Annotated in this window: 13 protein-coding genes and 3 tRNA genes; 12 read left to right on the top strand and 4 right to left on the bottom strand. The window is 67.6% G+C overall.

Annotated elements, in window-relative coordinates; all coding sequences use genetic code 11:
* Positions 1-15 precede the first annotated feature (15 nt).
* Positions 16-2739, bottom strand: coding sequence for a cation-translocating P-type ATPase (locus tag EL338_RS19435; protein WP_126335243.1), 2724 nt, complete (start codon positions 2737-2739; stop codon positions 16-18).
* Positions 2740-2834: 95 nt separating this feature from the next.
* Between EL338_RS19435 and EL338_RS19430 the strand changes: the two genes are divergently transcribed.
* Positions 2835-4487 carry an NERD domain-containing protein gene (locus EL338_RS19430; protein ID WP_126335242.1) on the top strand — a complete coding sequence of 551 codons (1653 nt, stop codon included), beginning with the start codon at positions 2835-2837 and terminating at the stop codon, positions 4485-4487.
* Here EL338_RS19430 and EL338_RS19425 read toward each other — a convergent pair.
* The 3 genes from EL338_RS19425 to EL338_RS19415 all read right to left on the bottom strand — a co-directional run bounded on the left by EL338_RS19425 (position 4484) and on the right by EL338_RS19415 (position 6589).
* The gene (locus tag EL338_RS19425) at positions 4484-5077 is read right to left on the bottom strand and encodes a TetR/AcrR family transcriptional regulator (RefSeq protein WP_126335241.1); all 594 of its coding nucleotides are present in this window, start codon (positions 5075-5077) and stop codon (positions 4484-4486) included. The two genes, EL338_RS19430 and EL338_RS19425, sit on opposite strands and share 4 nt — an antisense overlap.
* A gap of 7 nt (positions 5078-5084) precedes the next feature.
* On the bottom strand, positions 5085-5783 hold the full coding sequence (locus tag EL338_RS19420) for a crotonase/enoyl-CoA hydratase family protein (protein WP_126335240.1): 699 nt from the start codon (positions 5781-5783) through the stop codon (positions 5085-5087).
* Between the two features lie 80 nt (positions 5784-5863).
* Positions 5864-6589 (bottom strand): MBL fold metallo-hydrolase, encoded by a 726-nt coding sequence (locus tag EL338_RS19415; protein WP_126335239.1) that lies wholly within the window; start codon positions 6587-6589, stop codon positions 5864-5866.
* 100 nt (positions 6590-6689) lie between these two features.
* On the opposite strand from EL338_RS19415, the gene EL338_RS19410 reads away from it, so the two are divergent.
* From EL338_RS19410 to nusG, 11 genes are all read left to right on the top strand, one after another.
* Positions 6690-7139: an RrF2 family transcriptional regulator gene (locus EL338_RS19410; RefSeq protein ID WP_126335238.1), complete on the top strand. Its 450-nt coding sequence runs from the start codon at positions 6690-6692 to the stop codon at positions 7137-7139.
* Complete coding sequence (locus EL338_RS19405; protein WP_126335237.1) at positions 7136-8383, top strand: globin domain-containing protein; 1248 nt, start codon at positions 7136-7138, stop codon at positions 8381-8383. Before EL338_RS19410 ends, EL338_RS19405 begins: the two co-directional genes overlap by 4 nt.
* A 203-nt stretch (positions 8384-8586) precedes the next feature.
* Positions 8587-8659 (top strand) — tRNA-Thr (locus EL338_RS19400).
* Positions 8660-8697: 38 nt separating this feature from the next.
* Positions 8698-8771: transfer RNA gene (locus tag EL338_RS19395), tRNA-Met, on the top strand.
* Positions 8772-8809: 38 nt separating this feature from the next.
* Complete coding sequence (rpmG, locus tag EL338_RS19390) at positions 8810-8977, top strand: 50S ribosomal protein L33 (protein WP_126335236.1); 168 nt, start codon at positions 8810-8812, stop codon at positions 8975-8977.
* A gap of 89 nt (positions 8978-9066) precedes the next feature.
* Positions 9067-9519 carry a (3R)-hydroxyacyl-ACP dehydratase subunit HadA gene (hadA, locus tag EL338_RS19385; RefSeq protein WP_276006025.1) on the top strand — a complete coding sequence of 151 codons (453 nt, stop codon included), beginning with the start codon at positions 9067-9069 and terminating at the stop codon, positions 9517-9519.
* A complete protein-coding gene (gene hadB, locus EL338_RS19380) occupies positions 9506-9934 on the top strand; it encodes a (3R)-hydroxyacyl-ACP dehydratase subunit HadB (protein WP_126335234.1) in 429 nt (142 codons plus the stop codon). Before hadA ends, hadB begins: the two co-directional genes overlap by 14 nt.
* Before the next feature lie 15 nt (positions 9935-9949).
* Complete coding sequence (gene hadC / locus EL338_RS19375; protein WP_126335233.1) at positions 9950-10453, top strand: (3R)-hydroxyacyl-ACP dehydratase subunit HadC; 504 nt, start codon at positions 9950-9952, stop codon at positions 10451-10453.
* Between the two features lie 199 nt (positions 10454-10652).
* Positions 10653-10725, top strand: a tRNA-Trp gene (locus tag EL338_RS19370).
* An 85-nt stretch (positions 10726-10810) separates the two neighbouring features.
* The gene (gene secE, locus EL338_RS19365; protein ID WP_126335232.1) at positions 10811-11254 is read left to right on the top strand and encodes a preprotein translocase subunit SecE; all 444 of its coding nucleotides are present in this window, start codon (positions 10811-10813) and stop codon (positions 11252-11254) included.
* 38 nt (positions 11255-11292) lie between these two features.
* Positions 11293-12096 carry a transcription termination/antitermination protein NusG gene (gene nusG / locus EL338_RS19360; protein WP_126335231.1) on the top strand — a complete coding sequence of 268 codons (804 nt, stop codon included), beginning with the start codon at positions 11293-11295 and terminating at the stop codon, positions 12094-12096.
* Positions 12097-12118 lie beyond the last annotated feature (22 nt).

Here is a 12118-nt window from a genome sequence, read left to right as displayed (position 1 = left end):
TTCCTCCCGGTGAATCTAGTAACCCATCCGGCGCCCGACGGCCTTGGCCGCCTCGATCGCCAGGAAGACCACCACGGCCAATGCTACGGCCAGCAACCAGCCGCGCACGGCGATCGGCGCGGAACCGAACGTGCCGTGCATGAACGGGGCGTAGGTGAAGATCAACTGCAGCACCACCAACGCGCCGGCCATCCGCCAGATCCAGGGATTGCCCTGCAGCACCGCCGGGCGCAGGCTCGACGACGTCACGAACCGGCAGTTGAGCAGGTACGCCAGCTGACCGAACGCGAGCATGTTCACCGCCGCGGTCTGGGCGACGGGCAGCGGATGCCCGCCGCCGCTGACGAAGAAGTACACCGCCAGCGTGGCGCCGGCGATCAATACCGATACCAGCGCGATCATCGACAGGTCGATCGGCGCGACGATGGAGCGGTCGGCCGCGCGCGGCGGCCGCTGCATCAGCCCCGACTCGGCCTTCTCGAACACCAGCGCCAACGACAGCGTCACCGAGGTGACCATGTTCACCCACAGGATCTGCACCGGTTCCAGCGGCAGCGCGAACCCGAAGAACACCGCGACCAGGATCACCAGGGACTGAGAGCCGTTGGCGGGCAACAGGAACAGCACTGATTTGCGGATGTTGTCATAGATCCGGCGCCCCTCTTCGACCGCCCGCTCGATGGTGGCGAAGTTGTCGTCGGCCAACACGATGTCGGCCGCCTCCTTGGTGGCCTCGGTGCCCTTGATGCCCATCGCGACGCCGATGTCGGCGCGGGTCAGCGCCGGCGCGTCGTTGACGCCGTCGCCGGTCATCGCCACGACCTTGCCCTCGGCTTGCAGCGCGCTGACGATCCGCAGCTTGTGTTCGGGGCTCGTCCGCGCGTAGATGTCGACCTCGTCGGCCACCTCGCGCAACCTGGGCTGGCTCATGGCCTGCAGGTCGGCGCCGGTCAACACCGGCGGATCGGGGTCGTCGGTGATGCCCATCTCGCGCGCGATCGCGCGGGCGGTCCCGGCGTGATCGCCGGTGATCATCTTGACCCGGATCCCGGCGTCGTGGCAGCTGCGGATCGCCTCGACGGCCTCCGGGCGCGGCGGGTCGACGATGCCCACCAGTCCCAGGAATTCCAACCCGTCGTCGATGTCCTCCAGCGAGATCTCGTCGCTGCCAAGACTTTCCGGGGACACAGGCTTGCGTGCCGCCGCCAGCACCCGCAGCCCCTGGTCGCCGAGTTCGTCGATGCGAGCCTCCCAGAACTCGCGATCCAGCGGCTCGGGGGCACCCGCGCGCCATTGGCTGGTGCACCGGTCCAGCAGCCGGTCGGGAGCGCCCTTGATGTGCAGCGAATGTTGGTCGTCGGCGGCAGAATTGAGGGTGGCCATGAACTTGTTGGCCGATTCGAACGGCAACTCCGCCAACCGCGGGTACGCGTCGCGGTCGACGCCGGCCTTGGCGCCCAGCGCCTGCAGGGCACCCTCGGTGGGTTCGCCGACAAGCTGCCACTGCTCGCCGTCCCGGCGCAGGCGCGCGTTGTTGCACACCGCCATCGTGGTCAGCAGCGCGGCCAGGTCAGGGTGCTCGCCCAGGGACACCGGCGTCCCGGCCAGTTCGATGTCGCCGTCGGGCCGGTAGCCGGTGCCCGTCACCGAGTACCGGTTCCGGGCGCTCACCACCGTGCGCACCGTCATCTCGTTCTGGGTCAGGGTTCCGGTTTTGTCCGAGCAGATGACGTTGACCGACCCCAGGGCCTCCACCGCCGGCAACTTGCGTGTGATCGCGCGCCGGCGGGCCATCTGCTGCACGCCCAGGGCCAGGGTCACCGTCACGACGGCGGGCAGACCCTCCGGCACCGCCGCGACCGCGAAACTGATGGCCGCCGAGATCATCTGGCTGATCGAGAAGTCGTGGACCAACCGGCCGATCAGCAGCATGACCGCCGCCATGCCGAGGATCACCGCCGAGAGTTGCTTGCCGAACTGCTCGAGGCGGCGCGTCAGCGGGGTGGCGAGCGGTTCGACCTCGGTGATCATCGACTGGATCCGGCCGATCTCGGTGGCCGATCCGGTGGCGGTGACCGCGCCGATCCCGGTGCCGGCCACCACGATGGTGCCCGAGTACACCATCGAGGTGCGGTCGCCCAGGCCGGCGTCGTCGTCGACGTGGGTGGTGCTCTTGGTCGCCGGGACCGATTCGCCGGTCAGCGCGGACTCCTCGACCCGCAGGTTGGTGACCTCCAGCAGGCGCATGTCGGCCGGGATCCGGTCGCCGGAACCGATCCGCACGACGTCGCCGGGCACCACCTGTTCGGCGTCGATGTTGACCCAGTCGCCGTCGCGGCGGACCTGGGCGGTCACCGACAGCATCTGTCGGATGCTGTCCAGTGCGCGTTCGGCCTTGCCCTCCTGCAGGTAGCCGATGACCGCGTTGATCACCGCCGCGGCCATGATGACGGCGAAGTCCACCCACTCGCCCAGGATCGCCTTGAGCACGCCGGCGGCCACCAGGATGTAGATCAGCACGTTGTTGAACTGCGCGAAGAACCGCACGATCGCCGAGCGCTGCTTGGGTGCGGGCAGCCGGTTCGGTCCGTCGACGGCGAGGCGCTGCGCGGCCTCGGCGCCGGTGAGGCCCTCGGCCGTGGTGCCCAGCGCGGCCAGGATCTCGGATCGGCTGCGCGCGTACGCCAGGCCGGCGAACTCGTCGTCTTCGATTCTGGTCTGCGCTGTGGGTCCCGGCATCTTCTCGATCGTCCGTGCTCGGGAGGTAGGGCGCAACTGTCGGGCCGGCCGGTTAGCATCCGAACCGAGACGCCGACGGTGAAGGGGGACGCGGGGTGGCCACGATTCCGGGCGAGGTGCCCAGGCTGATCAACGGCGCCGAGCGGCGCGTCTGGGACGCGTTGCGCACCCAGTTGGGCCCGGCGGATCTGGTCATTCCCGGCAAGCGGGTCACCGACCACCTCAAGGACCACGAGGTCGACTTCGTCGTCGCTCTCGAGGGTGCGGGCATCGTCTGCCTGGAGGTCAAGGGCGGCGAGGTCACCCACGACGGGCAGCGCTGGCTGCAGCGTCGCCGCGACGGGCACCACCACGAGATCGAACCGGTGCGCCAGGCGCGCGAGGCCTGTTACGCGCTGCGGTCCTTCGTCGAGGCCGACCCGCGTTGGACCCAGCACCGGTTGCGGTGGGACCACGTGGTGGTCTTCCCGAATTCGTCGATCCCGGCGGACTTTGCGCTGTCGGAGTGCCCGCGCTGGAAGGTGATCGACCGCGACGACCTGTCCGACATCGTCGACCGGTTGCGGCAGGTGCTGGTCGACCAGGAGTTGCAGCGGCCGCTGTTGACCGCCGAGGGGATCGAGGAACTCCAGGTCGTGTTCGGCGGGCGCGGCCTGCCCCAGCGCGACGTCGTCGCCCGGGCCCTGGCGAACGAGGACGCCGCCGACCTGCTCACCGAGCATCAGTCGGTGATCCTGGACGCGATCCGGCAACTGCATCGCGTGGAGGTGCGCGGGGGAGCGGGCAGCGGCAAGACCTTCCTGGCCGTCGAGCAGGCGCGCCGGCTCGCCCAACGTGGTCAGCGGGTGGCGTTGGTGTGCTACTCCCACGGCTTGGCGAGCTATCTGCAGCGGATCACCGCCAAGTGGCCGCGGCGCCAGCAGCCCGCCTACGTCGGTGAGTTCCATCAACTCGGGGTGACTTGGGGTGCGCCGGTCGGTCCCGACGAATCGGTCCGCAACGAGGAGACGGTCCGGTTCTGGGAGCACGACCTGCCGCACCAGATGGCCGAGTTGGCCGCGGCGCTGGAACCCGGGCACCGGTTCGACGCCGTGGTCATCGACGAGGCCCAGGACTTCGCCGACGCGTGGTGGGACCCGATCCTGGCCGCGTTGCGCGACGACGAGTCCGGCGGCATCTACGTGTTCACCGACGAGGGGCAGCGGGTCTTCGACCGCCACGGCGCCCCGCCGGTGCCGTTGGTGCCGCTGATCCTCGACCACAACCTGCGCAATACCCGCCAGATCGCCACGGCGTTCCAGCCGCTGGTGGACCACCCGATGCGCTTCCTGGGCGGGGAGGGCCCGGCGGTCACGTTCGTGGCGTGCAGCACCGCCGAGGCCGTGGCCGCCGGCGACGATCAGGTGGATCTGCTGCTGGAATCCGGTTGGCGCCCAGAGGATGTCGCGCTGCTGACCACCGGCAGCCGGCACCCCGAGCAGGTCGCCCGGCAGGCCGAGGGGCACGACGCCTACTGGGACAGCTTCTGGGACACCGATCAGGTCTTCTACGGTCACGTGCTGGGTTTCAAGGGGCTCGAGCGCCGGGCGGTGGTGTTGGTGGTCAACGAGCAGGCCAAGTTCGAACGCTCGCGCGAGCGCCTCTACGTGGGGCTGTCGCGGGCCCGCGACCAGTTGGTGGTGTGCGGGGATCCCGACTTCATCGCGACGGTCGGCGGCCCGGACCTGGCCCGCCGGTTGGGCATCTAACCCGCGAAGCCGCGCAGCAGGGCGCGCACCCCGGCGGCCCACCGCCGGTCGACCGAGGCCGCCGAACCGCCGAGCCAGCGGCCGCCCTCTTGGACGGCCAAACCCTGCGCCAGGGCGAGCAGCACGTGGGCGATGTCGACCGGATCGCCGGTCAGCGCGCCCTCGTCGACGCAGCGCCGCACCCGCGCCAGCAGGACCTCGCGGACCGTGGGGGCGTCCGGGTGGAGATCGCCGGGGCGCGGGTCGAAGTCCTCGAACGGACGGGAGAACATCACCCGGGCCAGCGCGGGGTAGTCCAGACAGAACCGTCGGAACACCGCGATCAGCTGTTCCAGATCGGCCAGCGGCGCACCGGTTTCCGGGACCGCGGCCAGCTCGCGGCCGAGCCGCCGGAACCCCTCGAGGTAGACCGCGCGCACCAAACCGGCCTTGTCGGTGAACAATTCGTAGACCGCCGGCAGCGAGGTGCCCGCCCCTTCCGCGACCCGGCGAGTGGTGAATCCGGACATCCCGTCCCGGCTCAGCACCTCGACGGCGGTGGACAGCACCCTGGCCCGCAGCTCAGGTGTGCGCTGCTTGGGTCTGGCCACGTCGGCCTCAGGTCAGGCCGAGTTCGGCCGCCATGTTGTCGATGCCGGCCCGGATGCCCGCCAGCGCGTCGGCACGGGCCCGCAGTTTCGACTCGTGATGGGCGCGCTGGTGCAGGTTGGCGAACTCGCGCGCGGACTCCTCGGCCCGCTCGAGCACCGCCTCGGGCAGCGCGATCTCGTCGATCCAGCCGGCGGCCTGCGCGGCCTCGCCGAAGTACGCCTTGGCCAGGCCCGTCGCCTGCTGGCGGGCCGACGGGGTCAGCCGCAGCTTCATGACCTCGAGCGCGGCGTACGGCATCACCATGCCGATGGCGACCTCGTTGGCCTGAATGTTGTAGCCGGGGGCGGCAATTCGGTGATCGCCGCTGCACAGCAGGAACGCGCCCATGGCGATCGCGTGACCGGTGCAGGCGATCACCACCGGCTTGGGGAACGACAGCAGTCGGTGCGTCAGTTCGAACCCGCCCTGGAGCATGGCCAGCGCCGCCTGCGGATCGCCCGACTGGAACACCTTGAGGTCGAAGCCGCCGCTGAGCACCTTCTGGTTGCCGGCGAGCACGATCGCGCCGACCCCGTCGCTCTCGGCGCGGTCCAGTGCCGCACCGATGGCCTCCTGCATGCGCGGGCCGAGCACGTTGGCCTTGCCGTCGTCGAGGGTGATCACGGCGATCGAATCGTCATGGCGGTAGGTCACCGGGTCGCTCATGATGCTCCTGAGGGATGGGGGCGGACGGTGTCGCCGACGTTACGTAACGGTGTTACGAAACGTCAAGAGTTCCCGGTGGCTCAGCCGCCCATCAACATCCGCCACTGGTCCAGGTTGGACGCGCGGTAGACGTAGTTGGTCCGCTTGACCTCCTCGAGCGGCGCGCTGGGCTCGGCCGAGTACCAGTGGCCGGGGAAGACGGTGGGATCGCCGGACAGCGCCGCGAGTTGCTGCAGGCTGCGGAACATCTCGTTGACATCGCCGCCGGGGAAATCGGTGCGCCCGCAGCCCTCGAGGAACAGGGTGTCACCGGCCACCAGCCGCCCGTCGACCAGGAAGCACTGGCTGCCCGGGGTGTGGCCGGGGGTGTGCAGCAGTTCGATCTCGACGGCGCCGACGGCGACCTTGTCGCCGTGCTCGTGCGCGGTGAGCTCGGACATCGGGATCTCGGTGGTGCGCGAAACCCACTGCGCCTCATGAGTGTTGACGTGGATGGGCACGCTTTGCCGGTCCATCAGCTCGGCCAGGCCGGCCAGCGTGAACCCCATCATGGTGCCGCCCACGTGGTCGGGGTGGTGATGGGTGACCAGCACGCCCGACAGGTGCATGCCGTCGCCCTCGAGGATGTCGACCAGGTCGCCGGCGGCGTACGCGGGGTCCACCACCACGCAGTCGCCGCTCTGGCGGTCGCCGATCAGGTAGGCAAAGTTGCGCATCTGGTTGGCGATCATGTCGCCGGCGGCGTAGTCCCGCCCCGACAACAGTTGTCGGAAGTAGAGCCGGTCCTGGGTTTCCGAAGTTGCCATGGGCCCATCATTGCAGGTCAAAAAACCGCACTTCAAACGGTGTTTAACCACACACCGACAAAAGTCGCATCAAAGATGCGGAATTAATAATGTCGATCCCATGCAGCTGACACGGTTCACCGACCTGGGCCTTCGGGCCATGATGCTGCTGGCCGCCGGGGAGTCCGAGGAACGCCGCGTCACCACCCGGACCATCGCCAGCGGCGCCGCGGCCTCCGAGCACCACGTCGCCAAGGCGGTCTCCCGGCTGTCGGAACTGGGCATGCTGCACGCCCGGCGCGGGCGGGTCGGCGGGCTGCGGCTCACCGATGCCGGCCGGACCGCCTCGGTCGGCTGGCTGGTGCGCCAACTCGAGGGCGATCGCGAGGTCATCGAGTGCGGCGGAGACAACCCCTGTCCGCTGATCGCCGCGTGTCGGCTGCGCCGCGCGCTGGCGGAGGCCAAAGAGGCGTTCTACCGCGAACTCGACCGCTACACCGTCACCGATCTGGCCGGGAGCAAAAGCCTCCCGGTTGTTCTGCAACTCACTGGAGAAGGGATCCCACGATGACCGTCACAACCCCCGAATCATCGGTTGTTCGCGACGAACTCGAACCGCACCACGCGGAGATCGTCAAGGCGACGCTGCCGCTGATCGGAGCGAACATCGACGCGATCACCGGGAAGTTCTACTCGATGATGTTCGAGGCCCACCCCGAGTTGCTGCGCAACCTGTTCAACCGCGGCAATCAGGTCAGCGGCGCCCAGCAGCGCGCGCTGGCGGCCTCGATCGCGACCTTCGCCACGCATCTGGTCGATCCCGAATTGCCGCACCCGGCCGAGTTGCTGTCCCGGATCGGGCACAAGCACGCGTCGCTGGGGGTGACCGCCGACCAGTACCCGATCGTGCACGAGCATCTGTTCGCGGCGATCGTGGCGGTGCTCGGCGCCGACACGGTGACCGCCGACGTCGCTGCGGCCTGGGACCGGGTGTACTGGATGATGGCCGAGACCCTGATCGACATGGAGCGCGAGCTCTACGCCGAGGCCGGTGTCGCCGCCGGCGACGTCTACCGGCGCGCCAAGGTCATCGCCCGGGTGGCCGACCCGTCGGGCGCGGTGTTGATCACCGTGGCGCCCGTCGCCGGCCCGATCGGTGAATTCGTTCCCGGCCAATACGTGTCGGTCGGCGTGACGATGACTGACGGCGCCCGGCAGCTGCGGCAGTACAGCCTCATCAACGTGCCCGGAAACGGCGAACTGACTTTCGCCGTCAAGCCCGTCGACGGTGTCGAGGGGGCCCCGGCCGGCGAGGTGTCCACCTGGATCCGGGACAACATCTGCGTCGGCGACCTGGTGGACGTCACGGTGCCGTTCGGCGACCTGCCGGCCCCGGCGTCGACCGATACCCCCGTCGTGCTCATCTCGGCCGGTATCGGGATCACCCCGATGATCGGCCTGCTCGAGTACTTCGCGGCCCGGCAGCCCGACACCGCCGTGCAGGTGCTGCACGCCGACCGCGGCGATCAGCAGCACCCGCTGCGCGAGCGGCAGGCCGAACTGGTCGATCTGCTGCCCAACGCGAGCCTCGACGTCTGGTACGAGGACGGGCTGACCGGGGGACGGCCCGGCGTGCACGCGGGCTTGATGAACCTCGACGGGCTGACCGCCGCGCCGTCCGCCGACGCCGAGGTGTACCTCTGCGGCAACAACGGCTTCGTCCAGGCGGTGCGGTCCCAGCTGACCGCCCTCGGGGTCCCGGAGCAGCGAGTGCACTGCGAGCTGTTCAACCCCAACGATTGGCTGCTCGGCTGAGCCTGCGGGCTGAGTGCGAGGGGTCTGCCGAGCAGAACCCGCGAAATCGCACCCCGGACGGCGCGTCCGGGGTGCGATTTCGGCCAAATCCGGCTCAGACACCCCGAACTACCTGCGGTTTGGTGTTGAAAAGCCGCAGACTGTACCCTCTTTAAGGCCCGCCTCCGTTTTTCCCAACGGACCACGCGGTGCCAAGCAGGTAGGCCCCCTTAGCTCAGTCGGCAGAGCGTTTCCATGGTAAGGAAAAGGTCAACGGTTCGATTCCGTTAGGGGGCTCGGTGGACGCCGGACGGTGCGCCGACCGCGTCGATCGGGGCGGTGTAGCTCAGCTGGTTAGAGCGCACGACTCATAATCGTGAGGTCGGGGGATCGAGTCCCCCCACCGCTACAAGACAAGCATGAACCTGACAGAGGAGAGCAGCCGAAGTGGCCTCCAGTACCGACGTCCGGCCGAAGATCACCTTGGCCTGCGACGTGTGCAAGAACCGTAACTACATCACCAAGAAGAACCGGCGCAACGATCCGGACCGGCTGGAGCTGAAGAAGTTCTGCCCCAACTGCGGCACGCATCAGCCGCATCGTGAGTCGCGCTGACGCGTTCCATTGGCGCAGGCCGATAGCCGGTTTGCCGAGATCTACCAGGTAGGTTCTAGCCCGTGGCACTATCCGCAGACATCGTCGGGATGCATTACCGCTACCCCGACCATTACGTGGTGGAGCGGGAGAAGGTTCGCGAGTACGCGACCGCGGTGAAGAACGATTTCCCCGCGTTCTACGACGACGCGGCGGCGGCCGAACTCGGCTACTCGGGTTTGACGGCCCCGCTGACCTTCGTCTCGGTCTTTGGTTACAAGGGCCAGCGCGCCTTCTTCGATCACGCCGACATCGGCATCAAGGATGCCAAGATCGTCCAGGTCGACCAGGAGTTCAAGTTCCTGGCCCCGATCGTGGTGGGCGACAAGCTGTTCTGCGATGTCTACGTCGATTCCGTCCGGCAGGCGCACGGGACCGACATCATTGTCACCAAGGTGCTCATCACCAACGAGGCGGGCAAATTAGTGCAGGAGACCTACACCACGCTTGCGGGGCGTAGCGAGGAAAACGGAGAGAGTGGCTTCAACGATGGCTCTGCGTGAATTCAGTTCGGTTCAGGTCGGCGACACATTGCCCGAAAAGATCATTCCGTTGACCAGGCAGGACCTGGTCAACTACGCGGGTGTCTCCGGCGACCTCAACCCCATCCACTGGGACGACGAGACCGCGAAGCTGGTGGGGCTGGACACCGCCATCGCCCACGGGATGCTCACCATGGGCCTCGGCGGCGGCTACGTGACCTCCTGGGTCGGTGATCCCGGTGCGGTCACCGAATACAACGTGCGCTTCACCGCTGTCGTCCCGGTGCCCAACGACGCCAAGGGCGCCGAGATCGTGTTCAACGGCCGGGTCAAGTCGGCCGACCCCGAGACGAATTCGGTCACCATCGCGATCAACGCCACCACCGGTGGCAAGAAGATCTTCGGCCGGGCGATCGCCACGGCGAAGCTGGCCTAGCGGGGATCGATAGCGATGGCTCTCAAGACCGACATCCGCGGAATGGTCCACAAGTACGACGACTACTTCGTCGTGGGCCGCGAGAAGGTGCGCGAATACGCCAAGGCGGTCAAGAACGACGACCCCGCCTTCTACGACGAGGCCGCGGCCGCCGAACTCGGTTACGACACGCTGCTGGCGCCGCTGACCTTCGTGTCCACGGTCGCACTGATCGTGCAGCAGGACTTCTTCCGCAAGGTCGACGTCGGCATGGAGACCATGCAGATTGTCCAGGTGGACCAGCAGTTCGTGTACCACCAGCCGATCAAGGTCGGCGACCACCTCTATCCGGTGATGACCGTGCAATCCGTCGACGAGCGCTTCGGCGCCGACATCGTGGTCACCCGCAACACGCTGACCAATCAGCACGGCGAGCTGGTCCTGGAGGCGTTCACCACGATGATGGGTCAGCAGGGCGACGAATCGGCCAAGGTCAAGTTCGACGTGCAGTCCGGTCAGGTCACCCGCGTCGCCGATTAGCGCACCGCATCCGGGGAGATTAGTGGATCGGAGTTTCCCCGATGTACACTCGTACCTCGGGGTTCTCCCAGAACAAGCGCGCTTGTCCAGCGGTTCGCCAAAGGCCGCCGGAGAGCGCGCGAGTTATGTGGGGCACTTGCGGGCACGACGAACCGAGACCAACTAGCGTGTGGAAGTGAGGAGTGCCGCAAGGACTCGAAGGGGCGTAGCTCAACTGGCAGAGCAGCGGTCTCCAAAACCGCAGGTTGCAGGTTCAAGTCCTGTCGCCCCTGCTCAATTGAATACTGGCAGTAGTGGACACTGGAAGATGCGAACTAACGGGCCCGACGGGCCACGGGTGAAGCTAAGGAGCGTGCGGTGAGCGACGAGCGCGACAGTGCCGACGCCACGGGCGACGGCACCGAGGACAACGGGGCCGAAGCCAAGCGGGTCGGCCAGACTGCGGTCGTCACCCCGGCGCGTCCGACCGGCAAGCGGTCCCGGCAGCGCGCGCTGAGCAAGACCGGCGCCGAGGCGGACACCGAGGCCGGCGGCGACACCGAGGATGCTGCGAAGACCGCCAAGGTGAGCAAGGCCAAGAAGGCCAAGGCCGCATCCGGCGGTGGCATCCTGGCGCCGTTCAGGTTCGTCTGGACGTATCTCAGCGAGGTCGTCAACGAGCTGCGCAAGGTCATCTGGCCCAACCGCAAGCAGATGGTCACCTACACGACGGTGGTCTTGCTCTTCTTGGCGTTCATGGTGGCGATGATCTCGTTGGCAGATATCGGGTTGACCGAGCTGGTAACGCTGGTGTTCGCCTAGAAACCAGACGATTTTTACGTGAGGAAGGACTGACAACCGTGACTAGCTTCGAGGGCGACACGCCCGAGAGTGAGTCGGGCGACAACGGAGACGTCATCATCGACGAGACGGTCTCCGAGGCGTCGACGGACTCGACGTCAACGGATGCGGCTCCGGGGGAGGACGTGCAGGACGCGGCAGCTGAAGCCGACGCCGAACAACCCGAAGAGACCGAGGAAGACCCGGCCGTCGCGCTCAAGAAGGAACTGCGCCTCAAGCCGGGCGACTGGTATGTGATCCACTCCTACGCCGGCTACGAGAACAAGGTCAAGGCCAACCTCGAGACCCGCGTGCAGAACCTCGACGTCGGCGACTACATCTTCCAGGTCGAGGTGCCGACCGAGGAAGTCACCGAGATCAAGAACGGCCAGCGCAAGCAGGTCAACCGCAAGGTGCTGCCGGGCTACATCCTGGTCCGGATGGATCTCACCGACGACTCCTGGTCCGCGGTGCGCAACACCCCGGGCGTGACCGGGTTCGTCGGCGCCACCTCCCGCCCGACCTCGCTGTCGCTGGACGACGTGGTGAAGTTCCTGCTGCCGCAGGGCGCCGCGAAGAAGGCCGCCAAGTCCACCGCCGCCGCGACGACCGGCGCGACCACCGAGGCCACCCTGGAGCGGCCCGAGATCCTGGTCGACTACGAGGTCGGCGAGTCGGTCACCGTCATGGACGGCCCGTTTGCCACGCTGCCCGCCTCCATCAGCGAGGTCAACGCCGAGCAGCAGAAGCTCAAGGTGCTGGTGTCCATCTTCGGCCGCGAGACACCCGTCGAACTGACCTTCGGTCAGGTCGCCAAGATTTAGCGATTTCGGTGCGCTCAGTTGC

The sequence above is a fragment of the Mycolicibacterium chitae genome (genome assembly GCF_900637205.1).
GTDB classification, from domain to species: Bacteria; Actinomycetota; Actinomycetes; order Mycobacteriales; family Mycobacteriaceae; genus Mycobacterium; species Mycobacterium chitae.
This window is presented reverse-complemented; position numbering and strand designations above follow the sequence as displayed.

Coding starts and splice junctions, on each gene's coding strand:
- EL338_RS19420 (WP_126335240.1), bottom strand. CDS start 5,783: ATGAGCGACCCGGTGACCTACCGCCATGACGATTCGATCGCCGTGATC.
- hadC (WP_126335233.1), top strand. CDS start 9,950: ATGGCTCTCAAGACCGACATCCGCGGAATGGTCCACAAGTACGACGAC.
- hadB (WP_126335234.1), top strand. CDS start 9,506: ATGGCTCTGCGTGAATTCAGTTCGGTTCAGGTCGGCGACACATTGCCC.
- EL338_RS19435 (WP_126335243.1), bottom strand. CDS start 2,739: ATGCCGGGACCCACAGCGCAGACCAGAATCGAAGACGACGAGTTCGCC.
- EL338_RS19410 (WP_126335238.1), top strand. CDS start 6,690: ATGCAGCTGACACGGTTCACCGACCTGGGCCTTCGGGCCATGATGCTG.
- EL338_RS19415 (WP_126335239.1), bottom strand. CDS start 6,589: ATGGCAACTTCGGAAACCCAGGACCGGCTCTACTTCCGACAACTGTTG.
- EL338_RS19405 (WP_126335237.1), top strand. CDS start 7,136: ATGACCGTCACAACCCCCGAATCATCGGTTGTTCGCGACGAACTCGAA.
- hadA (WP_276006025.1), top strand. CDS start 9,067: ATGCATTACCGCTACCCCGACCATTACGTGGTGGAGCGGGAGAAGGTT.